At 40.9% G+C, this 24,641-nt stretch carries 27 protein-coding genes and 1 pseudogene; 10 read left to right on the forward strand and 18 right to left on the reverse strand.

The features are described 5' to 3' along the window. Nucleotides 1-1,033: RNA-guided endonuclease InsQ/TnpB family protein (locus AC5YCI_RS15160; RefSeq protein WP_496175658.1), on the reverse strand; the 1,033-nt coding region annotated here is incomplete at its 3' end. A gap of 89 nt (nucleotides 1,034-1,122) precedes the next feature. Here AC5YCI_RS15160 and tnpA point away from each other — a divergent pair. Further along, nucleotides 1,123-1,527 (forward strand): IS200/IS605 family transposase, encoded by a 405-nt coding sequence (gene tnpA / locus AC5YCI_RS15165; RefSeq protein ID WP_496175843.1) that lies wholly within the window; start codon nucleotides 1,123-1,125, stop codon nucleotides 1,525-1,527. A 9-nt stretch (nucleotides 1,528-1,536) separates the two neighbouring features. Here tnpA and AC5YCI_RS15170 read toward each other — a convergent pair whose 3' ends face one another. From AC5YCI_RS15170 to AC5YCI_RS15230, 13 genes and pseudogenes are all read right to left on the reverse strand, one after another. Next, nucleotides 1,537-2,031, reverse strand: coding sequence for a GNAT family N-acetyltransferase (locus tag AC5YCI_RS15170; RefSeq protein ID WP_496130677.1), 495 nt, complete (start codon nucleotides 2,029-2,031; stop codon nucleotides 1,537-1,539). An 11-nt stretch (nucleotides 2,032-2,042) separates the two neighbouring features. After that, nucleotides 2,043-2,807, reverse strand: a complete 765-nt coding sequence (locus AC5YCI_RS15175) for an ABC transporter ATP-binding protein (protein ID WP_496130671.1) — start codon at nucleotides 2,805-2,807, stop codon at nucleotides 2,043-2,045. Then, nucleotides 2,804-3,820, reverse strand: a complete 1,017-nt coding sequence (locus tag AC5YCI_RS15180; RefSeq protein WP_496130670.1) for a FecCD family ABC transporter permease — start codon at nucleotides 3,818-3,820, stop codon at nucleotides 2,804-2,806. Before AC5YCI_RS15180 ends, AC5YCI_RS15175 begins: the two co-directional genes overlap by 4 nt. Further along, a complete protein-coding gene (locus AC5YCI_RS15185) occupies nucleotides 3,817-4,833 on the reverse strand; it encodes an ABC transporter substrate-binding protein (protein ID WP_496130669.1) in 1,017 nt (338 codons plus the stop codon). The genes AC5YCI_RS15180 and AC5YCI_RS15185 overlap by 4 nt, the downstream gene beginning before the upstream one ends. A 20-nt stretch (nucleotides 4,834-4,853) precedes the next feature. Then, nucleotides 4,854-5,684 (reverse strand): annotated as a pseudogene (locus tag AC5YCI_RS15190) (TonB-dependent receptor plug domain-containing protein); the annotation flags it as partial. 219 nt (nucleotides 5,685-5,903) lie between these two features. Beyond that, the gene (locus AC5YCI_RS15195; RefSeq protein ID WP_496130667.1) at nucleotides 5,904-6,578 is read right to left on the reverse strand and encodes a GntR family transcriptional regulator; all 675 of its coding nucleotides are present in this window, start codon (nucleotides 6,576-6,578) and stop codon (nucleotides 5,904-5,906) included. A gap of 130 nt (nucleotides 6,579-6,708) precedes the next feature. Beyond that, complete coding sequence (locus AC5YCI_RS15200; protein WP_496130666.1) at nucleotides 6,709-7,509, reverse strand: sulfite exporter TauE/SafE family protein; 801 nt, start codon at nucleotides 7,507-7,509, stop codon at nucleotides 6,709-6,711. 34 nt (nucleotides 7,510-7,543) lie between these two features. Continuing rightward, nucleotides 7,544-8,038, reverse strand: a complete 495-nt coding sequence (locus tag AC5YCI_RS15205) for a flavin reductase (RefSeq protein ID WP_496130665.1) — start codon at nucleotides 8,036-8,038, stop codon at nucleotides 7,544-7,546. A 98-nt stretch (nucleotides 8,039-8,136) separates the two neighbouring features. Then, nucleotides 8,137-9,180, reverse strand: a complete 1,044-nt coding sequence (locus tag AC5YCI_RS15210; RefSeq protein WP_496130664.1) for a methionine synthase — start codon at nucleotides 9,178-9,180, stop codon at nucleotides 8,137-8,139. A 40-nt stretch (nucleotides 9,181-9,220) separates the two neighbouring features. Continuing rightward, nucleotides 9,221-10,210, reverse strand: a complete 990-nt coding sequence (locus AC5YCI_RS15215; protein ID WP_496130663.1) for a putative oxygenase MesX — start codon at nucleotides 10,208-10,210, stop codon at nucleotides 9,221-9,223. Between the two features lie 223 nt (nucleotides 10,211-10,433). Then, complete coding sequence (locus AC5YCI_RS15220) at nucleotides 10,434-11,780, reverse strand: DUF3526 domain-containing protein (protein ID WP_496130662.1); 1,347 nt, start codon at nucleotides 11,778-11,780, stop codon at nucleotides 10,434-10,436. Next, nucleotides 11,777-13,207, reverse strand: coding sequence for an ABC transporter permease (locus AC5YCI_RS15225; protein WP_496130661.1), 1,431 nt, complete (start codon nucleotides 13,205-13,207; stop codon nucleotides 11,777-11,779). Before AC5YCI_RS15225 ends, AC5YCI_RS15220 begins: the two co-directional genes overlap by 4 nt. After that, nucleotides 13,204-13,935 (reverse strand): ABC transporter ATP-binding protein, encoded by a 732-nt coding sequence (locus AC5YCI_RS15230; protein WP_496130660.1) that lies wholly within the window; start codon nucleotides 13,933-13,935, stop codon nucleotides 13,204-13,206. The genes AC5YCI_RS15225 and AC5YCI_RS15230 overlap by 4 nt, the downstream gene beginning before the upstream one ends. A 260-nt stretch (nucleotides 13,936-14,195) precedes the next feature. Here AC5YCI_RS15230 and AC5YCI_RS15235 point away from each other — a divergent pair, with 260 nt between their 5' ends. Beyond that, nucleotides 14,196-16,283, forward strand: a complete 2,088-nt coding sequence (locus AC5YCI_RS15235) for a TonB-dependent siderophore receptor (protein WP_496175844.1) — start codon at nucleotides 14,196-14,198, stop codon at nucleotides 16,281-16,283. A gap of 164 nt (nucleotides 16,284-16,447) precedes the next feature. Here the strand turns inward: AC5YCI_RS15235 and arsC are convergent, their stop codons facing one another. Next, complete coding sequence (arsC, locus tag AC5YCI_RS15240) at nucleotides 16,448-16,882, reverse strand: arsenate reductase (glutaredoxin) (protein ID WP_496130658.1); 435 nt, start codon at nucleotides 16,880-16,882, stop codon at nucleotides 16,448-16,450. Nucleotides 16,883-16,961: 79 nt separating this feature from the next. Between arsC and AC5YCI_RS15245 the strand changes: the two genes are divergently transcribed. The 8 genes from AC5YCI_RS15245 (at nucleotide 16,962) to AC5YCI_RS15280 (ending at nucleotide 23,034) form a co-directional block, all read left to right on the forward strand. Next, on the forward strand, nucleotides 16,962-17,279 hold the full coding sequence (locus tag AC5YCI_RS15245; RefSeq protein WP_496175845.1) for an ArsR/SmtB family transcription factor: 318 nt from the start codon (nucleotides 16,962-16,964) through the stop codon (nucleotides 17,277-17,279). Nucleotides 17,280-17,283: 4 nt separating this feature from the next. Further along, nucleotides 17,284-18,324: an ACR3 family arsenite efflux transporter gene (gene arsB, locus AC5YCI_RS15250; protein ID WP_496175846.1), complete on the forward strand. Its 1,041-nt coding sequence runs from the start codon at nucleotides 17,284-17,286 to the stop codon at nucleotides 18,322-18,324. 5 nt (nucleotides 18,325-18,329) lie between these two features. Next, nucleotides 18,330-19,034 (forward strand): arsenical resistance protein ArsH, encoded by a 705-nt coding sequence (arsH, locus tag AC5YCI_RS15255; RefSeq protein ID WP_496130676.1) that lies wholly within the window; start codon nucleotides 18,330-18,332, stop codon nucleotides 19,032-19,034. A gap of 217 nt (nucleotides 19,035-19,251) precedes the next feature. Further along, entirely contained in the window at nucleotides 19,252-19,449 is a 198-nt protein-coding gene (locus AC5YCI_RS15260; RefSeq protein WP_496130674.1) for a hypothetical protein, read from the forward strand. A gap of 71 nt (nucleotides 19,450-19,520) precedes the next feature. Beyond that, nucleotides 19,521-20,063 carry a guanosine-3',5'-bis(diphosphate) 3'-pyrophosphohydrolase gene (locus AC5YCI_RS15265; protein ID WP_496175847.1) on the forward strand — a complete coding sequence of 181 codons (543 nt, stop codon included), beginning with the start codon at nucleotides 19,521-19,523 and terminating at the stop codon, nucleotides 20,061-20,063. 85 nt (nucleotides 20,064-20,148) lie between these two features. Then, a complete protein-coding gene (locus AC5YCI_RS15270) occupies nucleotides 20,149-21,258 on the forward strand; it encodes an NAD(P)/FAD-dependent oxidoreductase (RefSeq protein WP_496175848.1) in 1,110 nt (369 codons plus the stop codon). A 225-nt stretch (nucleotides 21,259-21,483) separates the two neighbouring features. Continuing rightward, complete coding sequence (locus tag AC5YCI_RS15275; RefSeq protein ID WP_496175849.1) at nucleotides 21,484-22,707, forward strand: MFS transporter; 1,224 nt, start codon at nucleotides 21,484-21,486, stop codon at nucleotides 22,705-22,707. 108 nt (nucleotides 22,708-22,815) lie between these two features. Beyond that, nucleotides 22,816-23,034 carry a hypothetical protein gene (locus AC5YCI_RS15280; RefSeq protein WP_496130652.1) on the forward strand — a complete coding sequence of 73 codons (219 nt, stop codon included), beginning with the start codon at nucleotides 22,816-22,818 and terminating at the stop codon, nucleotides 23,032-23,034. Between the two features lie 83 nt (nucleotides 23,035-23,117). Here the strand turns inward: AC5YCI_RS15280 and ybaK are convergent, their stop codons facing one another. The 3 genes from ybaK to AC5YCI_RS15295 form a co-directional block, all read right to left on the reverse strand. Then, the gene (ybaK, locus tag AC5YCI_RS15285; RefSeq protein ID WP_496175850.1) at nucleotides 23,118-23,585 is read right to left on the reverse strand and encodes a Cys-tRNA(Pro) deacylase; all 468 of its coding nucleotides are present in this window, start codon (nucleotides 23,583-23,585) and stop codon (nucleotides 23,118-23,120) included. Between the two features lie 172 nt (nucleotides 23,586-23,757). Next, nucleotides 23,758-24,228, reverse strand: a complete 471-nt coding sequence (locus tag AC5YCI_RS15290) for a transposase family protein (RefSeq protein WP_496129748.1) — start codon at nucleotides 24,226-24,228, stop codon at nucleotides 23,758-23,760. After that, nucleotides 24,176-24,511, reverse strand: a complete 336-nt coding sequence (locus AC5YCI_RS15295; protein WP_496175437.1) for a transposase family protein — start codon at nucleotides 24,509-24,511, stop codon at nucleotides 24,176-24,178. The genes AC5YCI_RS15290 and AC5YCI_RS15295 overlap by 53 nt, the downstream gene beginning before the upstream one ends. Nucleotides 24,512-24,641 lie beyond the last annotated feature (130 nt).

Genomic DNA, 24,641 nt, shown 5'->3' on the forward strand with positions numbered 1-24,641 from the left:
GCTTATGCCCAAGCGCAAGAATGTTTAGAGCTGAGTTTTTATCTCTGTCGTGAGCCGTACCACAGCTCGCGCACTCCCACTCTCTTATTCCAAGACCTGTCCTACCTTTCGGACTACTTGCGGTGATCTCACCACAGCACGAACAAGTTTGGGAGGTATAGGCTTCATTGACTTCCTCAAACAATACCCCTGCGTTCTCGCATTTATACTTGAGCATTGTTTTTAGTGCTGAAAATCCTGTATTTAAAACAGATTTTGCTAGTTTAGTTTTTACAAGTTTCTTGGCACTTAAATCACCTACAATAATGACTGCATTATTTTTAACAAGCATGCTGCTTGCCTGATGCAAATGGTCTTTACGACAGTTTGCAATCTTGGCGTGTAAGGCACGTACACGTTTTTTATTTCTTGCTCGTTGAGCAATACCTAATTTCTGTTGGTACTGGCGATAGAACTTAGGATTTGAAATTACAGTGCCATCAGAACAGGTGGCAATATCTTTTAAGCCTAGATCAATGCCTATAGCTTTGGTTGCCATTGGTTTTTCTTGCTTCGAAAAGTCAACCACAAGACATACATACCAACGCCCACGACTGTCCTCAACAAACGAACCTGTTCTAACAGTATATTTGCTTAGTCCGTAGCTATCCCATAAGCCAAATTTAGTTTTTCCATATTCAACATACCCATCAGCATATTTTAGTCCTGATTTTTTAAATGGTATCCATCCAAGCGATCTTCGTGCTGACGTCTTGTTGCTTACACGCCATTTCAGCTTTGCTTTTTTAAATTGCTTTCTTCGAGTGATCAGTTCTTCTGTAATCGCTTGTACGGTTTGACTATGTAGGTTGCATTCCTTAGATGTACCTTTGGTGTATTTTGCAATATCGTATACCGATAGAAATTCACCTTTACCCTTAAGATGCTTAAACCCTAAATCATTCACATAATTCCAAACAAAGTTGACCTCTGATGCGAGTTGGTCTAGCACCTTGCAATGTTTGTCTTTTATGCGTAATTTAAGGGTTTTCACTATTAAAATATATTTAGGCTATGAGTAATAGGCAAGAGATTAGAACAGGTCGTCACTGTGTTTTTAATATGCACGCTCATTGAGTCTTTGTGGCTAAATATCGTAGAGATGTTTTTACCAAAGACATTCTCGAAACAATGTATGAAGTGTTTGAACGTGTCTGCTTAGACTTTGAAGCTCAATTGGTGGAATTTAATGGTGAACATGATCATGTACACCTATTGATTAATTATCCACCTAAAGTTGCTGTTTCAAATCTAGTGAATAGTTTAAAAGGTGTATCGAGTCGTCATTTAAGAAAACAATTTCCTGAAATCAGAAACAAGCTATGGGGTAATGCTTTGTGGTCGCCTAGTTACTTCGCTGCATCGTGCGGAGGTGCGCCTATTGGGATAATTGAGCATATCCATCAACAGCAAGCACCGCATGAATGGCTTACGCCAGTCGCTTATATCCTCGGGCTAAACCCAGAAATTTTACGCTCCATCGGATAAATCCTTCAATTAAGGATTGATTGCTTTGAGCATATGAATCGTGTCGTAAGTTTTTAGCCATTCACGTTTGACTACTGTAAATCCTTGTAAGGTCCAAAATTTTTCAGCAGCCGGCAAAAATGGATGGGTATGTAAATACAGTGTATCTATTCCTTTTTGACGTGCCTGCTCAAACAGCAGCTGGCACAGTCTTGTAGCAATGCCCTGCCTACGATATTCAGCTAATACAAAAAGTTTCACCACTTCAACACTGTTTTTAGGCACATCCAACTGAAAGCGCTGGTCATAGCCACGATAAGCAATGCTCGCAATGATCTTGTCCTTATCTTTAACCACCATAAAGCACCCTAAACAACTCTCGATATAATATTGCTTAAAATATTGAATATCTGTAGGAATCTGCGTTTGATAAAGTTCAGGAAAGAGTAACTGACGGGTTGTCAAGGCAAACTGTATTGCCGAGCTAACATCTTGAGTTTGTAATAATTGATAACTGAGTTGGATTGGATTCATTTTCATAGCCAAGAATGGTCAGGTATAACAATGGTTTTGTCTTTGATCATGGCTTCATGAAACTCGACATCGTAGACACTTTTTAAAAATTGAGGATCAGTTAGGCGTGCTTTTGAATCAGGTTGAATCACTTCATGCTCATGCATAAAAAACAGTTGATCAGCGAATAAAAAAGCCAAATTGGGGTCATGCATAATCGCAATCACGGTAAATTTTTGTCGTGACAGTTGGCGCAATTTTTTCATTAAATAGGATTGGTAATACACATCTAAATGGTTAGTGGGCTCATCTAATAAAATGACTTTGGGTGCTTGCACCAAAATACGTGCAATCATCACCAATTGACGTTCCCCGCCTGAAAGTTCGGTGTAGGGCCGCTCCTTTAAATGTTCTATATCTAAATCTATCAAAGCTTGGTCTACCATCGCCCAATCTTGCTTGGATGGATGAAATCGACTAAATGCAGCTCGCCCAGTAATCACTACATCTTTGACTAAAAATGGAAAAACAGTTTTATGAAACTGTGGCAAAAAACCCAGTAATGCTGCGCGCTCTTGACCTTTAATCTCTGATAAGCGACGTTCTGCATACAGTACCCGTCCATCTTGTACCTGCTCTAGGCCGGTCATAAGTTTAAATAGGGTAGATTTACCACAACCATTGCGACCCAAAATCACGGAGAATTGCTCGGCCGGAAATTCTAAATTAATCTGTTTTAAAACTTGCTTATGTCCATACGCATAATTTAACTGTTCAATTCGAATCATGCCCACTGTGTCCGTTGTGTTTTTATGAGTAACAAGAAAAATGGTGCGCCGAGCAGCATAGTAAAAATACCAATTGGAATCTCAAAAGTGAGGAGTACACGAGAAAAATTATCGATTAGCAATAAAAAGCTGCCTCCCAACATCATATTGGCAGGAATGCTGTAGCGATGATCTGGCCCCACCAACATGCGTACAATATGCGGCATAAACAAACCATATAGGCTAATAATCCCTGCAGCAGCCACTGAGGTAGAGGTACATAAAGTCACTAACACAATTAATAAGACTTGCTCCCATTTAGGATTAACCCCAACGGCTTGCGCTTCCTCAGCCCCCAAGGCCATGAGGTTTAAACGCCAGCGCAACATGAATAAACCCACTAAGCCCACCATGATCGGCAGCACGGCGTATTGTACTTTTTCCCAAGAGGCCTGATGTAAATTACCCATGGTCCATTGCACAATCGCTTGTAGTTTAAAAGGGTCGCTTAAGTATTGAATAATCGTGAGACCAGCCAAAAATAGACCTGAAACAATCATGCCAGACAAAACCACCATCACCAATGACGTTTGGCTTTCATGCTTTTGCTGCGCAAATAAATAAGTTAAAGCCACCGCCGCAACACCAAAGATAAAGGCTGACAAATTAGGCGACAACCAAGTTAAAGACAGGGCTAAAGCCGCCCCAAAGGCTGCACCAGATGAAATTCCCAGTACATAAGAATCGACCAAAGGATTGCGAAATAGCGCTTGTAGACCATTGCCCGCTGTGGCCAATGCAGCGCCCACCATAAAGGTCAGCAAAATTCTAGGCAAGCGGATATTGAATACAATATTTTGCATCAACATAAATTGCTGCTCATCAAAATAGATGATGCCTATACTCCATTGTATACACCATAAGGCATAATCCATTGCAGTTAAGCTTTGGCTCGGCCCTAACAATAAGGATATAAAAATCAAGAGCACTGGGATTGGATAGAACCATGTGTATTTAAAAGAAGATAAGGTCATGACATCAACCTCTTTGCCAGTGCTCGACCATAGAGTTGTTCTAAAATATTCAATTGCAGCGCTTCAACTGCCAAGTCCGAGGATTCAGGATAAATGTGTTTATTGAGATAAATCGCCGTCACAATAATCTTGAGGGTATGTGGGTTATAAATAAATGCCGGCGTCAGATTAAAAACCTTATGCTGTTGCACAGCTTTTAAGCCTTGTAATTCTTTACGCTGATAGATCAGCTCAGGATCTGTATTCCAAAGCACAATATTGTCAGGATTCCATTCCAGCAAGGTTTCCGGATTGACATTCGGTTGATTCGTATCAGTGGTCACAACATTGTAGCCGCCCGCCAACTCAATAAAATCATTGGTAATTGATTGACGACCTGAGGTGGAATAAATACGTCCACCCGACCATGCATAGTAAATAGATTGTCGATTTTGTTGATGGCGTGTTTTCTGTGCCACCTCAGCCATCATACCATCTGCAAAGGTTAAGATATCTTGCGCCCGTGCCTCAGCACCTGTCAGCACAGCAAGATCTGCCAGTTCCTTCTTGACCTGCACATAAGTTCCAGACTGCATCACATAAACCGCAATACCAAACTGTCTGAGCAACTCAATGGTTTGTGTCTGACCACTCCCCACAATGACTAGATCTGGCTTAAGCAGCATTAAACTCTCTATGTTCGTGGCATTGGAACCCTGAGAAGGTGTTGCCAGTTGTCGATTGGCAATTCTGTGATCGAGTTTAGAATAGGCTTCAAATAATAAAGGTTGCAAATAAACTTCAGCAGGAATACCAACAACTTGAGCGCCTTGACCTAACATATATAGTCCATCTAGGCCAGATTCAAATAAAGCCACAATACGCTGAGCCGAGTGTGGCATACATACCTGTGTATCTGAACCATCTATAACGCAACGTGACATGACTGCTGCTGCCTCAGGTGCGGTTTTTTGCTCGTGCTTTGAACAAGCCAATATTAGGCAACTCAGGAGAAGAATCAGGTATAGTTTCATCCATGCTTCCACTGTCTTGATAAATCCGCTTTGATTGGCTCACCGGTAAATGTCTTAGGATTCATCAGCAACTGTTGATCTACCGCCGTGATCCCACGATCAAATGTCCCTAAGTGCTGCGTGAATTCACCATCCAATGCTAATTGGGTATCTGGGGATAAATGCCAGGATAATTGTGGGGCAAAAAACAAGCGTTGACTGCTAACATGATCTCGAAATGACTGCTGATCTTCCCATGCAATAGCCAGACGGTAAGCAACTTCATCATTGACCGGTGCACTATGCTCTACACTCATCCGATAGTCATCTAAGCTTGAAGCATGTAAATAAATTTCGGTTTCAGATTGCCAAGTTGGCTTTTTGGTGGTGATATTTAACAGTCCCCCTACTTCACCACGACCATATAAAGCAGCACTTGGTCCTTTTAAAAAATCCAGTGCTTCAATATTGACTAGATCTCTAGGCGCACTTAGACCGCGATTAACACTTAATCCATTGCGCAGATTATCAGCTCCCATATTGGGATTGGCCTGAAAACCACGAAATGAATAATTATCCCACAAGCCACCACCGTAGTTGTTTTGATGAAATACCCCACTGACTTGATGTAAGGCTTGATCAATGCGCTGAATATCTTGTTGCGCTAAGATGGCTTCAGAGAGATGGGTTTTATTAAATGGAATATCCAATAACTCATGTTGGAATTTACTCAGGGCTTGTGAGTGTTGTAATAACTCTTCGGCCGAACTGGCCGCGACATACATCGTATTTAAGACATGCGTTTCCACTTGTGCCCAGCTACTTGGACTTAAGCCAATTAAACTGCCTACCACAACTAAATACCACTTCATCCCTCACCCCAAAACCGCACAATACTGATGCAACATAATACTTATGAGTTAAATTGGTGCACTTATCACACAATTCATGCACTAAATATGTGCAAATACAATTTAAAACCACCTCAATGATCCATGTATACAATCTTGTATACAAGATGGCCTGCATTAAGCAAAAAAAATGCCAATTACTAAAATTGGCATTTAACATCATTTATTTAGAAAATTTTCTTACATATTGGATACCAAAAGTAAGGTAATTTTTTTAACATCTTCAATACTATGTAGAACATGATGTTCAGCTAAGTGAATCGCCCCTTGTGAATCGCACGCGAGAATGCATCTTAAAATTGCAGCATGATCTTGGTAAGCATGTTCAATGTCAAATTCACGCATTGCCCCTAAACTTAATACAATGCGGATTTTTTCACTGATTTCATGATGGATTTTTGCCATCTGTTGGTTACCCGCAGCTCTGACTAAAGCGCAATGAAAGTCTTCACTTTGTTGGATTAATTCTTTAGCATTTTGATTGTAGTCTTTTGCTTCAACTAACCACAACTGCTTTAAATACTCTAACTCTTCAGACTCTTGATGATGCTCACATAAGCGTTTTACTGCTTCTTTTTCTATAATCATGCGCAAGTCAAATAGTTCAGCATAGAAGGTAAAATCTAAAGGTTTAATTTCCCAACCGCTACGAAAATGTACGTTTACATAGCCTTCTTGTTCAAGACGATATAATGCCTGTCGAATAGGTGTACGACTAACTTCATATTTTTCAGCAATATCTGTTTCAGTAAAACGTTGTCCAGGCTTAAACTTAAAACTAAAAATGTCTTCTTTAATCTGCGTGTAGATGATTGTAGCTAAATTAGTTGCACCAGATTTTAATGTTGTACTCATCCCGGAGGGTCTTCATTTCTCATCATGTATTAAATTATAAAGAGAATATGACATGTAAACCAATCATAAATAAGATAAAAAAGCTCAGCTTATGCTGCTTACCCCTAAGCAGCACTTTTAATTGACTATACTAAGCTAAACCTTTGATTAAAAAAAACAAACCTATAATGAGCAACAACACAGCAAAACATTTTTTCAATACGGCTGGTGATAAAGCATGTGCAGTTTTAGCACCAAATTTTGCCGTGATAAAACTCATAATACTGATGCCAATGAAGGCATAAACATGAACATAACCAATCGTATTCGGTATATTGATTTCAGTATTCATACCAAAAAGCATAAAACCTAATGCACCTGCAATAGCAATCGGGAGTCCACATGCTGCAGATGTTCCAACTGCTTTTTGCATCACCACACCATAACGATTTAAGTATGGAACCGTCAGACTTCCGCCTCCAATACCAAAGAGGGCTGATGCGACACCAATCACACTACCAGCAGCAACTTGTTGACCTGATGAAGGTAAAATCTTCGTTGGATCAATTGCTTTTTTAGCACCTGTAAACATGGTATATGCGACCCAAATTAAGAATAAGCCGACAAGGATTTGCAGATGTAATCCGGATATCAAACCCGCAATACCTGCTCCAAAAAAGCAACCAACCGCCATGGGTGGCGCTAGATTTTTAAAAACAGGCCAGAGCACAGCCCCATTTTTATGATGTGCCATTAATGAGCTTATCGAAGTGACAACGATGGTGGCTAAAGATGTCCCTAATGCGAGATGCATGACAACGTTAGGATCATACCCCATTTGGGTAAAGACAATAAAAAGTAGTGGCACAATAATCGTTCCACCACCCACACCAAACAGCCCTGCTGCAAAACCTGCAAAAGCGCCGATGACTAAAAAGGTTATAAGTTCCACAATAAACTAACTTTTAAAAGATAAAGAAATTGAGTTAAGCGTGTTCCAACTGACCCACTTGATGATAAGCACGGTTAAAATACACCAGACTTTCTTCTTGATCGCTTTGTTGAACTTGAAGCACACGACACATGAAAATACTGTGTGTACCGACGTGCTGAATGTCCTGAATTTCACAGTCAAAACTGACCAGAGCATCTTGTAAAATCGGTGAGCCTGTCTCTAAACTGCCCCACTCGCCTAATTGAAAGCGCTCTTCAGAACTGAATTTACTCGACGCAAATGCATTTGAGATCTGCTCATGCTGAGTACTCAGTACGTTTACAGCCAAGACCTGATTCTCAACAAAATGGGCATGTGAACGAGAGGATTGATTCATACAGACCAATAAGGTTGGCGGGGTATCGGTCACGCTACATACAGCCGATGCGGTAAATCCATGCATGCCTGCTTCACTCGCAGTGGTAATGACGTTCACTGCTGTGGTAAGTAAAGACATTGCATTTCTAAAGTCTGTTGCTTCAATCATCTCTTTCATCTCAAATGTATATCATCAGCTTTATGCTTCGATTCAAGCATTGGCACATGATCTATGAATCACACGCCATGCTCTAGTCGCCTTTAGTGTTAGGCCCCAAGCTCTTGACGCACAATCGCAGCGCCTGCACTCAATGCTTCCAGCTTGCCACGTGCTACTTGGCGAGAAAGCGGGGTCATCCCACAGTTGGTTGATGGATAAAGTTTATCTGCATCCACAAATTGCAAGGCTTTACGTAGTGTATTTGCCACTTCTTCAGCCGTTTCCACTTGACTGGTCGCCACATCAATGGCACCCACCATCACTTTCTTACCACGAATCAATTCGATTAAATCCATTGGTACACGTGAGTTTTGGCATTCAAGCGAAATAATATCGAGCTTAGATTGTTGTAGTTTCGGGAATGACTCTTCGTATTGACGCCATTCATTACCTAAAGTCTGTTTCCAATCGGTATTGGCTTTAATGCCATAGCCATAACAAATATGCACGGCTGTTTCACACTTCAGACCTTCAAGCGCACGCTCTAGAGTCGGAATACCCCAATCGTTTACTTCATCAAAGAAGACGTTAAACGCAGGTTCATCAAACTGGATAATGTCAACACCTGCCGCTTCTAGCTCGAGCGCTTCTTGGTTTAGAATTTTGGCAAATTCCCAAGCCAATTTTTCACGGCTCTTGTAGTGACCATCAAATAAAGTATCAATCATAGTCATCGGGCCAGGCAGTGCCCATTTAATAGGCTGATTGGTTTGGCTACGTAAGAACTTCGCATCTTCAACAAACACGGCTTGTTTACGTGAAACTTCACCCACAACCGAAGGTACACTTGCATCATAACGATTACGAATACGCATGGTTTCACGCTTTTCGAAATCCACACCTTCAAGATGCTCAATAAATGTAGTCACGAAATGCTGACGGGTTTGTTCACCATCACTGACAATATCGATACCCGCAGTGACTTGTTCATGTAATGATAACTTTAGAGCATCACGTTTTGCTTCTAATAATTCTTCACCTTCTAGTTTCCATGCTGACCATAATTTTTCAGGTTCAGCCAACCAAGACGGTTTGGGTAAACTACCTGCTGTAGAGGTTGGAAGGAGTAATTTTGGTTGTGTAAGCGCCATGTCTAATCTTCTTTCTAAAATTGATTTCTAATTTGGGTGGTTAAGCAGCTTGGTCTTTTTCAACATTAAAGTTGGCCGCCCATTCATCAAGAATCTGTTTATAAGGTTTGATAAAGTTTTCTTCAGTCCATTTACCTTGTTTAACGGCCAACTCACCACGCTCCACACGGTCATACACCACACGCGTTAGTGAATAATCTGCATAGTTCAAACTTGGTTGATATACAACACCTGCAGGAGAGTTGGTGTTGTAAATCTCAGGACGATAGATGCGTTGGAAACTTTCCATCGTCGCAATGGCACTGATCAATTCGAAATCAGTGTAATCACGGACTAAATCACCAGCGAAATAGAATGCGAGTGGTGCATTACCGCCTTCTGGTTTGAAATAACGCACACGTAAGCCCATTTTGGCAAAATATTCATCGGTACGTGAATATTCATCGTTGGTGTATTCCACACCTAAAATAGGATGTACATTGGCTGTACGGTAGTAGGTTTTAGAAGTTGAAACGCTTAAGCAAATCACGGGTTCTTTATTGAATTCTGCTTTAAATACTGCTGAATTGACTAAATGTTGATAAAGCTTGCCATGTAGATTACCAAAATCTTCAGGTTTTTCGCCCACCCCACAACCAAGTTGAGGCAACACCACGCTGAAATCGTAATCACGTACATAAGATGAGAAGCTATTGCCAATCATGCCTTCAATACGCTCACCCGTGTGATGGTCGATGATGGTGCTTTTGAGGGTTTCAATAAATGGAAAGGTTTGGCCATTGCCTTCGATATCAATTTCCGCAGAAATAATATCAATCTCCAGTGAATAACGATCACCTTTAGGGTTATCAACGGTCGCCAAGCTATTAAAACGGTTGTTGATCATCGCAAGGGTACGGCGCAAATTTTCTTGACGGCTTTCACCACGTGCCAAGTTGGCAAAGTTTGTGGTTAAACGGGTGCTGTCTGCTGGTGTATAGTTTTCATCAAAACGGATACGTTTAATTGAACACTCAAATGCTGTACTCATGGAGATTGCCACCTAAAAATTTTATAAAAAGCTAATTTCTGTATGAGGCTATTTAAACGTGAATCAAAACATGAGTAAAACGATATAAATTCAATTAAAGATGAGAAATATTCACTTTGGAATATATTTTGTATTTGATGTACATATAAAATGCTTGACTCAAAATGGGAGTCTAGGCTCCCATTATGGTTGTACATTCACTCTGTTTATTTAGAATTTGAAATTAATGACGACGGATACGATGTATGCCCCATCCCGCAATAAGCCAACATAAAATCAGCATGATCCAAGTATGAAGACGTATTACTTCAGCAGTATGTGGCTTTGGTTCAAATATAGGTCGTGCGTCGAAGGCAGCCGAACTAAATTTCAACTCATTGAACAAATAAGGATAGTAGTACATGCGCACCTGTTGGTGATAATCCGCGACTTGGTCTTGATAGCGCAACTGTGCCGGCAAATCGGTTCTCGCGAATTGATGTAAAGCTGCTTGTGAACCCACACTTGGTAATATCCATCCAATACGATTTGTCCATGCCTGACGCTTTAATAAACCATCACGGTATTGTTGAGCTTGCTCGGTCACATCATCATCCCCTAACTGATGAAAGGCAAAGTACCATTTCCATTGGAAGCCTTTGCCCAAAGGGGCTGTATCTTTCCATGCTGGATAATTTGCAATAAAGCGTTGCATTGTCTGTTGACGTGGAATTTCCCAGGCACTATGTACAAGTTGGCGCTGTGCTAACATTAAATCCACCCCTTGATTGACAGGAATGCTGCGTACTAATGCAACATTAGCCAAAGTTGGGAGCACCAAAGTCAACATCACCCACACGCCCATCAAAGCAGTCGCATTGGTGGCTGATCGCCAACCACACGTAACCACAATCAAGCTAAGCCCAACCCAAAATGCCAGATAACTAGCGACAATAAATGCCACCATGGCCGTGGTTGTAAATGTCACTCCAGCAACAGCGGCACCAACGAGCATCGGTACGAGTAAGCAACTTAACAGTAGCCCATAACGCAGTGCGACACGGCGTTGCCAAATTCGAGTGCCATTGGACAATGAGAGCAACAAACCAAATCGACCCGACTGCCGCTCTAAAGAAATTAAGTCATGTAACAACACAATCACAAATAATGGCACAAGATAGATGACCACAAAGGCGAAATCAAAGCGTCCCGATAAGGCCAATTCAGGATTGAATACCTCACCTTCATATAATTGTGCTTGCAATCCTAAAGCGCGAACCCGCAATACATAGGGCGCAGCATCGCGTAACCCTAGTGCTAGGAATGCAGTATCCGATGGCTCATCCCAAGTATAATGGAATGTATAGTAAGCTGGATAACCCACATCTCCCTTATCAGCATATTGCGCTGCAATTTCAGCTACATCCTGTTCATGAAGTACAGCTAAGTGTTGGATTTTCTGATGCTGTCGTTCAACTTCCTGTAAACCTGACCACACTGCCATGCTTGTTAATACCAATAACAAAACTATAGCAACCATAGAAAGTGATGATCGTCGTAACAAACGCCATTCATGGCTTAACCAACTCATCGTACCATTCTCCCTAATCTAGTGGCTTGTAAGTACGTGGCGAGCGTGAGCATCACCAGCCATAACAGCAAAGTTCCTCCCGCTGGCATAATGTGCTGCCAAGTTTCAGCCGTTGTTCTTGGTTTAAACTCAAATGCTGGAAAGGCCTGCCAGTGCTTATGGTCAATACGGTTGTCTTTATCCTTGTTGGTGTCATCAGCATAAGTTAGCTCCTCAACCTGTAATCGATTCAGGCCTTGAATCAATTCGTATCGATACTGCTCTCCTTGCTGTAAAAAGCGGCGGAAATGATCTAAATCCGTACCTGATGCGCTCATTGAAACACGTCGCAATGCCAAGGTTGGGCTAAGCCAGCCAAACCGCTCAACCATTTGATTTTGTTCAGCTTGTAAATCAAGCGTAAGTGTTGCATAACGATTAAAGAGCTCGGTAGATTGACGTTCGCTTTCCATACCCACTAAGCCTTTAAAATTCACTGGCAAATCTTCAATACGTGTCACACCATATTGCTTAAGTACTTGATCCCGAAACGCGATAAACTTAGGATCATTCGGATTATGTCCATCACCTAATGCCCGATATTCACGCTGCGCATGAATTTCATTCTCCATACGCGTTGGAAGCTCAATTGCCGTAGTTACCCTATCAGGAATCCAACGTGGTAATAGAATCACCATCACAGCCCAAACAGCCATCAGAGCAACCAATACATCACGACTTCGCGTAAATATACTCGACAGCAAGACAATGGCCAGGCTCCACAGCATCAGCCAGATGATATAAGCGGCTGACAACCACAAAGTATATGACCAAACAGCCTGCCCACTGATTGCCATCCATCCTAATGCCAAAAGTGCGGGTAAAAATATCAGCCCTGCAAAAGCACTAAGGGCAAGTAACTTACCCATAACGAATTGTTGACTGCTTACACCTTGTGCCAATAGAACCCGTAAGGTACCTGACTCACGCTCACGTACTACTCCCGAATACCCAACAAAAATTAATAGCAAGGGTGCTAGGACTTGTAGTACAAAGGCTGGGCTCAACTGCCCAAAACGTAGCAGTAAAGAGGATTGCCGCACATCACCAAAGTTTGCACTATTTTGTCGATGTCCTTCTAAGAACAAGGTATTACCCGTATAAGAATCAATACCTGGGTCAAATGCAGCTAAGGGGTTCAGAGGGCGAAATACGAAATGGCCGTAATGTACCATGCGATGCGGATGGCGATCTGGTTGAGCTTCAAATTCATGATTAGCTTGTGCCTGATAATGCTCACGCTCAGCATTGGTCTGATTTTGATGTTCCCATGCAGTAAATGTGGCGACCAACATCAAAACCATCAGTAATAAAGCGCCCAAAACAGCGACGCGATTTCGAAAAAGATAGCGCCATTCTTCTCGGGCAATCCGTTGTACAACACTCATAGTGATTGCCCTGCATAACGTCGATGCAGTGTACGTACATCAAAGCGATCAATACCTGTGGCAGCAACCTCCTCCACTAAATGCCCTTCATTTAAGAAACCAATACGATCAGCGATGTCGGCGGCACTCAGTAAATCGTGTGTCACCATTAAAATAGCCACGCCTTGTTTACGTAATAAACCCAACAAACGGTTAAATTCCGTCGTGGCTTGAGGGTCGAGTCCTGAAGTAGGCTCATCTAATAGTAAAGCTGGTACTTTACGTGCCAAAGCTAAAGCAATTGCAACCTTTTGGCGCATGCCTTTAGAGAATCCACTCACACGACGATCGAAAGCGTCTTGTGCTAAGCCGGCTGCTGATAATGCTTGCGTAATATGTGCTGGATTAACATCTTGATTTGCCAAATCCAATAAGTAAGCCACGTTTTCTCGCGCACTCAAATGTTCATACAGCGCTACATTCTCAGGAATATAGGCAATATTTCTACGTGCTTGGGCAGCTTGTGTTATTGGGTCAAACCCTTGGACACGAACTCGACCAGCAAGGGGTGCAAGGAAGCCTAGAAATAAGCTCAGCGTTGTGGTCTTACCTGCACCATTCGCACCCAGCAACGCATAAATTTCACCCGCTTGGATATGTAAATCTAGCTGCTTGAGAATGGTTTTGTTGCCATACCCCGCAATGATCGCACTGGCATCTAGCACATAGTCACGAGATGACGTGACCATAGAAGGTCGCTTCTGTTTATTTATACTCACACGGAACTCTTTTATTTAATCAACAGTATACAACTCACCCCGTCAGATAACTGACAAATGGCATAGAGTTGCTATTTTTAAGCAATCACATCCCATCGAAACATGCATCATGTCCTTATAGCTGCAATTACAAAGACATTTATTCAGTACTTAACGCAAAATAATTGCTGACAAGAACTCAAAAATCCTTAAAATGTTATGTTATTACATAACATTTATGAAATTCTATCATGCTTCACAAATTTTCTTTGTTTTCATCTAGCTTTGGGCTTTGTTTATGTTCTTCATTGGTTTGGGCAGAAAATTCAGTCAATGTATTACAAACTATTCAGCTGCAAGCACAACATGAGACTGAGTCAAATCAACGCAGTACTGCAATCACCAAGTTTTCTCATGACATTCTCGATGTGCCTTTTAACCGTAGTTTGTTATCTCAAGAACTGATCCAACAACAAGATATACAACGTATTGATGATGCTTTAGGTCAAGTTAGTGGTGTCTATCATCAAAGCAACTTTGGTGGCTTTTGGGAAAACTTTTCATTTCGTGGTTTTAGCACAGATCCAAATTTTGGCTCACAAACCATTCGTAATGGACTCAGTGTCAATCGTGGTTTAAGCGCACAGCGCGACATCGTGAATATTGAGTCTTTGGATTTTTTAAAAGGTCCGATGGCAGCATTGTATGGACGCGGTGAAACTGGTGGTTTACTCAACATCAATACAAAAAAACCACAATGGGTAGAATCTTCAGACATTTACCTCAGAGCCAATAGTCTTGAAAAATATCGCGCTAGCTTTGAGCACACAGCGCCGATTAATGATCAGGTGGCTTATCGTATTGCCATAGCCCGTGAAGATAATCAAAGTTTCCGTGATCATGTTCACAGTGAACGTTGGTTCTTCTCACCTCAACTGACATGGAAAATATCAGATCAAACCCAATTCGATTTTGATAGTGAATTTACTCAACAAATTGGGATATTTGACCGTGGGGTCAGCAGCTATCAACAGCAATTTGTGATGAATCCTGAGACTTTTACGGGTGAACCCAATGACGAACTCACTCAAAAGGATCATTTTTATCAATTCCGTCTAGCCCATGAGTTTAACGATGCATGGAAAATGCAAAATGCTCTGAGTTTCAAAGATACTCAATTAAAAGGTTTTTCGAATGAACCTCGTAAAATTCAAAGTGATGGACGTACTCTAGAACGTCAAAAACGTTACCGCGATACGAAAAGTGATGATGTCCTGTTTCAAACTGAGTTACTGGGTAACCTCCAACACGATTGGGCAAAACACGAACTTCTGCTAAGCACTGAAGTCGGTCAGCTCAATTACCGTGCATTGCAATTACGACGTAACCATAGTGAGAGCTCACCAAATAGCATTGATATTTATCATCCTGTATATGGGCAATATTTACCTGAACTGCCACTTTTTTCTAATCTAGAAGAGAAACAACACTATTTTGCGTTCAATATTCAAGATCAAATGTTTTTAAATGATCAATGGAGTATTTTATTTGGTGCACGTTTTGACCATGTGACACAAGATTTGCAAAATAAAGTTGCAAACACGAAAAGTCAACGTGACATCCAACAGACCAGCCCTCGTTTTGGTCTTAATTACCGTGTCAATGATACATGGTCATGGTATGTCAACTATGGACATTCCTTTGCATTAAATAGTGGTACCGATCGTAACAATCAATTGTTTGATCCTGAGAAAGGGAAAAGTTATGAGCTAGGAACCAAATTCCAACTCAACCCTCAGAGCTTAGTCAGTGTTACGGTTTTTAAAATGGACAAAGAGAATGTACTCACGACAGACCCGCTAGATAGCAATTATCAGGTGACTGCAGCTGAGGTTTCGAGCCAAGGCATTGAGCTTGATCTTCAAACTGATATTAGCGATCAATTTTCTGTACGCGCCAATTATAGCTATACCGATGCACAGGTTGAAAAAGATCATACACTGGCCAAAGGCCTACGTTTAAGTAACGTGCCTCAGCATAGTGGTTCGATCAGTGCAAATTACCAATGGTATCTAGCCAATGCCGATCAATTAGGTGTAGGTGCGACAGCCATGTACGTTGGTGATCGTAGTGCTAATCCAAGTGACAATGGCTTTGACTTACCCAGCTATACAGTTGTGAATTTAAATGCCTACTATGCGCCTTCAGAGCAACTTTACTATCAATTTAATCTCAACAACTTATTTGATGAAAGGTATTACACAGCAAGCTATAACGATTTATGGATTCAGCCAGCTGAGCCTTTAAATGCTTCCGTATCGGTGCAGTGGAAATTTTAAAACACTGTTTCCGCTAACGCCCCTGCTCTGTATTGAGTAAAGAGCGCAATCTTGAGTTAGCGATCTTCATTTTATCGATGTTGAAATCATAAAGCTCGACATCCAGTCGAGCTTTGATCACAGATCGTCCTTGCACCTCCAGCTATTAGATGTTTGAAAACCCATTATTTTGACTGGATTCGCTTACCGTCTTGATCAATGATTAGTTCACCATCTTCTTTAGTAAAAGCACCAAGCTGAGGTGCAGACAAAATATCTAATACAAGTTCAGATGGTCGGCACAGTCTTACGCCTAAGTCAGTTACCACAAATGGACGATTAATTAAAATCGGATATTCAAGCATAAACTGAATAAGCTGCTCATCTGTCCAATGTTGCTGATCTAATTGAAGCGTTTCAAAAGGTTCTACATTTTTACGAATCGTATCACGTACAGAAAGCCCCGATTTTTCAATTAAATCAACCAATTCACTTTTGCTTGGAGGATTAACAAGATATTCAATAATTTCAGGTTCTGTCCCTGTATTTCGAATAAGCGCTAATGTATTTCTTGAAGTTCCACATGCAGGGTTGTGATAAATCTTAACGTTTGATGACATGATATTTACTCAGAGCTGAATCATATTGCATTTATATATGGATATACGTATATTCGCAAGAGCATATTTATGAGTGTAGATGATGAATCAATCCGATTTCTTTAAATGCCTCTCAGATCCGACCCGTTTGGATATTTTAAAAATCATTTTAGAAAGACAAAACGTGTGCGTCTGTGAAATCACAGAAATATTACACCTGAGTCAGCCTAAAATTTCGCGCCATTTGGCTTTATTGCGTACCCATCTGATTTTGTTAGATGAACGTAAAGGACAATGGGTGTACTACCGTTTAAATCCTGATTTACCCGAGTGGGCAACGTCTATCCTTCATGTGTTAAAGGATGAAGTTATGAATGCCCCTACCAGTAACATCACGATCGCTATGCAATGCGAGTAATAGCATGTCTACCTCTAAACTCTCATTTTTAGACCGAAATTTAACGCTGTGGATTTTTATTGCCATGGCATTAGGCGTAGGCATAGGCGTATTTTTCCCTCAAACCTCTGTGGTACTTGATCAATTCAGCATAAATTCAGTGAACATCCCGATTGCGATCGGTCTTATTCTGATGATGTATCCACCACTTGCTAAAGTAGACTATGCGACTCTGCCTAAAGTCTTTCAAGACAAGCGAACCCTGACATTATCTTTGGTTCAAAACTGGCTCATCGCACCTTGCTTAATGTTTGCTTTGGCGATTATTTTTTTACAATCCTATCCTGAATATATGACTGGTCTGATTCTGATTGGTCTAGCACGATGTATTGCAATGGTTTTGGTGTGGAATAACTTAGCATGTGGTGATAATCAGTATGTGGCGGCCTTAGTCGCGTTTAACAGTATCTTCCAGATTTTATTCTTTAGTACCTATGCGTGGTTGTTTTTGACCTTATTACCGCCATTTTTTGGGGTAGAAGCACAAATCATTGATGTGAGCTTTTGGACAATCACCCAAGCGGTACTGATTTATCTCGGGATTCCGTTCTTACTTGGTTTTTTAACTCGACTGATTCTCGTCAAACAAAAAGGTTTGCAGTGGTATCAAGATACATTCATCCCAAAAATTAGCCCCCTGAGTCTCATTGCGCTGCTATTTACGATTGTCGCAATGTTTAGTCTGAAAGGTGGCGAGGTGGTTAGCCTTCCTCTAGATGTGCTTCGGATCGCAATTCCTTTGACCATTTACTTTGTTGCAATGTTCTTTATTAGCTTCTTTATGAGTAAGTGGATGGGCAATGACTACCCAAAAACCACGGCGATTTCATTTACTGCAGCAGGTAACAACTTTGAATTAGCACTTGCCGTTGCCATTGCTACGTTTGGATTAGCATCACCTGTCGCTTTCACCACCGTGATTGGCCCATTGGTTGAAGTGCCCGTATTGATTGCCTTAGTGACCGTATCGCTTTGGCTGAGAAAAAAAGTGTTTAAAGAGGCATGACTCGAATGAACTTACCCAATATTGATCTTGGTCTTTTAGAAAAACCGACTTTAGAAAAAGTTCAGGCAAAAAAGCTTGAACATCCACCCAGAATATTACTGCTATATGGCTCAAATCGCGATCGCTCATATAGTCGTTTAGCCGTTCAAGAAGCGGGGCGAATCCTTGAATATTTTGGTGCGGAAGTAAAAATCTTCCATCCAAAAGGCTTACCTCTGCCTGAAGATGGGGATATGCAACATCCAAAGGTGAAAGAACTCCATGAACTCTTAGCGTGGTCTGAAGGCATGGTGTGGTGCTCTCCCGAGCGTCATGGTGCCATGAGTTCAATTTTAAAAGCACAGATTGATTGGATTCCATTAGCAGCGGGTGCAATCCGTGCAACCCAAGGTAAAACCTTAGCGGTCATGCAAGTATGTGGCGGCTCTCAGTCCTTTAATGCTGTCAATCAGTTGCGTATTTTAGGGCGTTGGATGCGTATGATTACGATACCAAATCAGTCCTCAGTGCCTAAAGCATTTCTTGAGTTTGAGGAGGATGGTCGTATGAAGCCTTCTTCCTATTACAATAGAATCGTAGATGTCATGGAAGAACTGTATAAATTTACGCTGTTAACCAGAGGGCAATCCGCTTATCTTACTGATCGTTATTCTGAACGTGTAGAAAGTGCGGAAGAGCTCTCAAAGCGTGTCAATCAAAAAAGCATTTAGGTTGCCTTAAGTAGCGCATCTCAAAGTCATACTTAGCCCAGATCCAATTCTGGGCTGTTTGTATAGTAGTAGATCGGCTAAATCTATATGTTCTTAGACTTGCTTAGCTTGCAAAATTCCCCTAAATCTGTAATTCTTGCGCCTGAGGGTGTCTAGCTTAGCTTAGGCAGGTTTTTGTTGTAGTCGGGCCGCTACAATAAGGATGAATCGTACCTATATGTTTAAGCTCAATCTCTTTGACACAATTTCTACCCAAGTTTTAACTCACAAAAGTACCCTAGAACTGAATTCAGAAGCTCAGCTCATTACAAAGTATCAAACATCTCGCTGTAATGATTATAGAACAGCGATCATTTTGGTCTTAAAAGAAAGAGGATATAGTCGCCTAGAAATTGGGCAACTACTTGCAACTTGATTCGATCACCTCAAGCATTTTATATTCGATACCAATCATCATCTGCCATAAAGCCCCCATTTAAAATGTCTATGCATCATGAGCCTCTCTTAAATCGAGCTATTTTATTTGCTGATCAGGCACATCAGGGACAAAGAGATAAAGCGGGGCAACCCTATATACGACATCCCATGCGTGTCATGAATCAGGTTAAGAGCTTAGATGCTAAAGTTGTGGCTATTTTGCACGATACACTTGAAGATACTCGGGTAGGTCTGTTGGATCTGCATCATCTTGGTCTAAATGCGCTCCAACTTCATGCCATTATTGCACTGAGTAAGCAACAGGGTGAATCACGTTTTGACGTTCTCAAGCGCACACTCTCTCATCCACTGGCCTGCTATGTCAAATACGCAGATATATATGACAATATGAATTTGCGACGTTTACCAAGGATTACACATCGAGATCTACAGCGTTATCAAAGCTATGCTCTAATTGCTAAAATTTTAGCCAATGCATGTACTTTCTATCAGGCGCTCGATAATCTGCCCGCCTCTGATCACTCTCAATCCTTGTTTAAAACTTCTATTTTGACTTGCGCAGTAAGACTGTCACAGCATACCGACTACTAATTCAATGTCTATCAAACATGAGTTGCGCTCAAAGTACGTAAAATTAGTAATGATCATCTTGATCAAATCATAGGATATAGTTCATTTGAAAACGATTACGATTTATGGTGGGGGCATGGCAGGTACATTCTTAGCTAAACAGCTCTGCCAAGAATTTGCTGTCACCTTAGTAGACAGCAATCAATATTTTGAAATTCCTATGGCAACACCACGCAGTATGATTCAGCCGGATTTTGCAGAACGTGCCATCATTCCTTTTACACAAGCCTTACCAGAAGTGAAACATATTCAGGGACGTCTCGTGCAGCTCGAGCCAGATTTAAGTGCAATCGTAGCAGGAATTGATGGTCAGAACATTCGATTGCAATCTGATGTGACAGTACTTGCCACAGGCAGTCAGTTTAGTAACGCTCTTGTGCGAGGACAACAACAGACCAAAGCACAACGCTTAGCTTTTTACCAAGATTTTGCCAATAAGGTAAAACATGCGCAACGTATTGTTTTAATTGGTGGCGGGCCAGTTGGGGTTGAAGTGGCTGGAGAAATCAATGAGCAGTATCCAGATAAACATCTGACTATTATAGAAGCTGGGCCACGTTTACTCAGCGGTACGGCAGCCAAAGTGAGTCGCTATGCTGAGCAGGACTTATCTCGCCGTGGAGTAAAAATTAAAACCAATACACGCCTGATGAATGCCAGTCATCTGCCTATACATGTTTTAAATGGCTGTGGGCGGGCTGAATTATCTGATGGAGAACTGCTTGATTATGACCTAATCATTTGGTGTACGGGTGGTCGTCCTAATACTCAATTTATGCATGCTAATTTTGGTCACGTACTCAATGCAAGGCAGCAAATTCAAGTTGATTCGACCCTGCAAGTCAAAGGTCACGCTCATCTTTTTGCCTTAGGTGATATTACCGATCTTGATGAAAATAAGATGGCTTGGCACATCAATGGCCAAATTCCCGTGGCAGCCCATAATATTCGTCATCTGCTTCAAGCAAGCTCTGCTGCTATTAAACATTACCAAGCTAAAACCAATAATCCTATGATGGCAGTTACCTTAGGCAGTCAAAAGGGTGTCGTGTATTTACCTATTATTGGTATGATTAATATTCCATTTATTACCAGATTGGCCAAGGCTGGACATATGCTGGTGCCTAAATATAGAAAGGAACTGGGATTAAACTAAAAGGATTTGGTGATAAATAGGAGAATATTTCCACTGAGCGCGCATTTCCTCTTATTCCCTCTTTATGTTAAACTAGGCACATTATCACCTACGCTTTGTCGTAGGTGTATTTTTTTATGAAGTTTTAATTTAGTCGATTGACTAAAGTTTCATTAAATCTCCCTTTAAATAAAACCAAATGCTGCTTTGAGCATTTGGTTTTATTTTTTATTTATGTTGAAAATAATGTCTAGCTCTCCTATTTCTAAGCTTATATGGGCCACTATGCTGTTCCCATTAGCTCTAGTTTTATTCGAATTTGCAGTTTACCTCGGTAACGACTTAGTACAACCCGCAATGCTTGGTGTAACACGTGATTTTAACGTCAGTAGCAGCTGGGCGCCTTCCTCAATGTCATTTTATTTATTAGGTGGCGGATGTATTGCCTGGCTGATGGGTCCTTTATCTGACCGCATTGGGCGTAAAAAAGTGCTTGTTGGTGGTGCTCTTTTCTTTACTGTGACTTGTTTGTTGATTTTATTGACACAGAATATCCAAAGCTTTCTAGGTCTTCGTTTCTTACAAGGTATGGGACTGACTGTCATTAGCGCCGTGGGTTATGCCGCCATTCAAGAAAATTTTGAAGAACGTAGTGCAGTCAAAGTCATGGCGATTATGGGCAATATGACTTTATTTGCTCCCCTACTTGGCCCTATTATCGGTGCATTTTTAATTGATCATGTCTCTTGGCATTGGGGATTTGTCGGAATTGCGGTTTTAGCACTCCTTGGTGCACTGGGCTTAAAAGTTGCCATGCCACAAGATCAGCCTGAAAAATTAATCAAGCAGCCGATGAATACCATCTGGCATGACTTTAAAAAAGTATTTTCTAATAAACAATTTTTGATTATGACCAGTGCTTTACCCCTAGCATGCCTGCCTATTATGCTTTGGATTGCACTTTCCCCTGTGATGCTGGTGGAATATTTAGGTCTTAGCAGTACCCAGTATGGTTTAGCACAAATTCCCGTACTTGGCGCTCTGATTCTAGGAAGCGTAGTTTTAGTTAAAATTGTTGATCGTTATCCTTTGGGTCAAACCGTGCATTTTGGTCTACCTATGATGTTAGTGGGTGCATTGATCATCATTGCTGGTTTATTCCTAGCTGATTATTTCCTTTGGTGCTTGATCATTGGTATGACAGTAATGAGTTTTGGTGAGGGTATTTGTTTTTCTGTACTTTACCGTTTAGCGATGATGTCCTCTGATGTTTCTAAGGGAACAGTTGCTTCAGCAATGTCGATGTTAATGATGTTTAGTTACTTCATTGTGCTTGAAGGTTCACGTATTTTATTTGAAATGTACCATATGACGGCATTTGCAGTCTGCTGTTTAGTGCTGATCTTAGCTTGGTTTACATTACCACGTATGATGCTCAACAAGGTCATGCAACAACGTAAAAATAGTTAAAGAAAAGCCGCTTTAAGCGGCTTTTTTTAAGTCAAATATATTAAAAAGAAATCCTATCACTCTTATAATGAAAGATGACCTTTTTTATTTTTATGTTCTAGGCGTGCTATGCAAAATAAACCTTCCTCAGATGAAATTGAATCAAGTGCTTTGGGATGGAAATTTGTTGTGATTGTGGCGGGAATAACAACCATCTTTTTTACTTTCTTATACTTAGCTATGTCAATTGAACCTGATTATATGCCTAACCGTGAACCCAAAGTAAGCACCCAACAGAGCATGCCTGCATCATCTGCTCATTCAGTAGAAGAAAGTTCATCGCAATAAAGTCAGCGCCAGCTCTATTCATATAGGGCTTGGCTTGATTATCTTTAAAAAATGCAGTGATTGTGATCTAGGGTTCAAGCACATCATTCATCAATAATGTCAAAAAATTGAGCCGCTAAAACTTCTACTAAATCTTGAGGTTGCAAACCAATATCCAAACCACGCTTCCCCCCACTGACATACATTTTAGATAATGGTTGAGCACTAGCATCTACCACTGTTTTTAATCTTTTTTTCTGTCCTACAGGACTAATCCCCCCAACTAAATATCCTGTCAGACGTTCTGCATCTTTAGGGTCTGCCATGTGCAATTTTTTAGCACCTACAGCTGTTGCTATTTTTTTGAGGTTAAGCTGATGCTCAACAGGAAGTACCGCAACAAAAAAAAATTTATCATCGGTTACTAGCAATGTTTTAAAAACTTCATGGACGGACAGACCTAGTTTTTCTGCGGCTTCTAGTCCAAAGCTTTTGGTATTTGGATCATGCTCATATTCATGAATAGAATAGTCAATCTTCTTGGCCTTTAAAATTTTACAAGCAGGTGTCATTATCTCTTTGTCCATTTAGATTGAATCAAAGATTAAATTATAGGCTTTTAAAAATATATTATAAATAATTCTTAGGCTATTTTATCATCAAAAAAATAGTGGCCTTTCATTAAAATCAGTATTTTAATTGAAAGACCACTATATAAAGCTTTTAATAGACCTCTTTCATAAATCATTTTTTACTCAGCTCCAAGTTATAAATTCCAGCAATTAGATTGAATCTCAAACCAAGTCTTTTAGCTCTATTGCGATAACGTTCCGCAAGGATCTTGAAGGTTTTCAGGCTGCCAAATACATGCTCAATTGCTATTCTTCTTTTATTGATTTCCTGATTATAGATTTTTAGTTCAGGATCCAATTTACAGCGTCTTTTGGCTTTTAAGGGCAACAGGCTATTGGGATACAAAGTATAAATCCCCTGATAACCTTTATCTGCAAGAACAAAGGCTCCTGAAGGAATCTGGTTTAAATTGCGTTTGAAGAGCTCGAAATCATGTACAGCACCACGACTGGTACATAAACTCAGAATTTGCTGAGTCTTGTAGTGAATCATGGCCTGTACTTTAAAGGTATGGGTCTTTTTCTTGCCGCTATAGCTTTTCTTCTGTTTTTTTAGGCCTTTGGATTGGAATTTCTGTGGCATCCACGATCACCACATTCCAGTCTATGCCTTTGCCCTCGGGTAAATCTTTAGGTAAATTAAAAAGATTGGACCGAATCAGGCAGTCTTCAACATGACGGACAATTCTTGAGGCTGTGGGCTCTGAAACCCCGTAACTCGTCGCAACGTGAAATAAGGTTCGGTATTTTCCCGCCAATAGCTCAAACAGAGCAGAACCTGATCCTCCAGGCTTAACTTGGGTGGTCTGCCTTTGGCAGGGACATGCTTCTGCAATTGCACAACCATCAAATAGAAGGTTGACCATGAGATGCCCGTGTATCGCTTGAACTGAGGATCAGAAAGCTTGTTTGAATCGATGTATTTCATCCGCAGATTATGCACGAATGTCAAGAAATATGGAGTGCAAATATTAATCAAAAAGAAGATCATTTTTT

This window comes from Acinetobacter sp. CY17, from assembly GCF_059515825.1.

Excerpts from the sequence above, each read along its gene's own strand:
- AC5YCI_RS15175 (WP_496130671.1), bottom strand. The coding sequence starts at position 2,807 with ATGATTCGAATTGAACAGTTAAATTATGCGTATGGACATAAGCAAGTT.
- AC5YCI_RS15180 (WP_496130670.1), bottom strand. The coding sequence starts at position 3,820 with ATGACCTTATCTTCTTTTAAATACACATGGTTCTATCCAATCCCAGTG.
- AC5YCI_RS15185 (WP_496130669.1), bottom strand. The coding sequence starts at position 4,833 with ATGAAACTATACCTGATTCTTCTCCTGAGTTGCCTAATATTGGCTTGT.
- AC5YCI_RS15195 (WP_496130667.1), bottom strand. The coding sequence starts at position 6,578 with ATGAGTACAACATTAAAATCTGGTGCAACTAATTTAGCTACAATCATC.
- AC5YCI_RS15205 (WP_496130665.1), bottom strand. The coding sequence starts at position 8,038 with ATGATTGAAGCAACAGACTTTAGAAATGCAATGTCTTTACTTACCACA.
- AC5YCI_RS15210 (WP_496130664.1), bottom strand. The coding sequence starts at position 9,180 with ATGGCGCTTACACAACCAAAATTACTCCTTCCAACCTCTACAGCAGGT.
- AC5YCI_RS15215 (WP_496130663.1), bottom strand. The coding sequence starts at position 10,210 with ATGAGTACAGCATTTGAGTGTTCAATTAAACGTATCCGTTTTGATGAA.
- AC5YCI_RS15220 (WP_496130662.1), bottom strand. The coding sequence starts at position 11,780 with ATGAGTTGGTTAAGCCATGAATGGCGTTTGTTACGACGATCATCACTT.
- AC5YCI_RS15225 (WP_496130661.1), bottom strand. The coding sequence starts at position 13,207 with ATGAGTGTTGTACAACGGATTGCCCGAGAAGAATGGCGCTATCTTTTT.
- AC5YCI_RS15230 (WP_496130660.1), bottom strand. The coding sequence starts at position 13,935 with ATGGTCACGTCATCTCGTGACTATGTGCTAGATGCCAGTGCGATCATT.
- AC5YCI_RS15235 (WP_496175844.1), top strand. The coding sequence starts at position 14,196 with ATGCTTCACAAATTTTCTTTGTTTTCATCTAGCTTTGGGCTTTGTTTA.
- arsC (WP_496130658.1), bottom strand. The coding sequence starts at position 16,882 with ATGTCATCAAACGTTAAGATTTATCACAACCCTGCATGTGGAACTTCA.
- AC5YCI_RS15245 (WP_496175845.1), top strand. The coding sequence starts at position 16,962 with ATGATGAATCAATCCGATTTCTTTAAATGCCTCTCAGATCCGACCCGT.
- arsB (WP_496175846.1), top strand. The coding sequence starts at position 17,284 with ATGTCTACCTCTAAACTCTCATTTTTAGACCGAAATTTAACGCTGTGG.
- arsH (WP_496130676.1), top strand. The coding sequence starts at position 18,330 with ATGAACTTACCCAATATTGATCTTGGTCTTTTAGAAAAACCGACTTTA.
- AC5YCI_RS15260 (WP_496130674.1), top strand. The coding sequence starts at position 19,252 with ATGTTTAAGCTCAATCTCTTTGACACAATTTCTACCCAAGTTTTAACT.
- AC5YCI_RS15265 (WP_496175847.1), top strand. The coding sequence starts at position 19,521 with ATGCATCATGAGCCTCTCTTAAATCGAGCTATTTTATTTGCTGATCAG.
- AC5YCI_RS15275 (WP_496175849.1), top strand. The coding sequence starts at position 21,484 with ATGTCTAGCTCTCCTATTTCTAAGCTTATATGGGCCACTATGCTGTTC.
- AC5YCI_RS15280 (WP_496130652.1), top strand. The coding sequence starts at position 22,816 with ATGCAAAATAAACCTTCCTCAGATGAAATTGAATCAAGTGCTTTGGGA.
- ybaK (WP_496175850.1), bottom strand. The coding sequence starts at position 23,585 with ATGACACCTGCTTGTAAAATTTTAAAGGCCAAGAAGATTGACTATTCT.
- AC5YCI_RS15290 (WP_496129748.1), bottom strand. The coding sequence starts at position 24,228 with ATGCCACAGAAATTCCAATCCAAAGGCCTAAAAAAACAGAAGAAAAGC.
- AC5YCI_RS15295 (WP_496175437.1), bottom strand. The coding sequence starts at position 24,511 with ATGGTCAACCTTCTATTTGATGGTTGTGCAATTGCAGAAGCATGTCCC.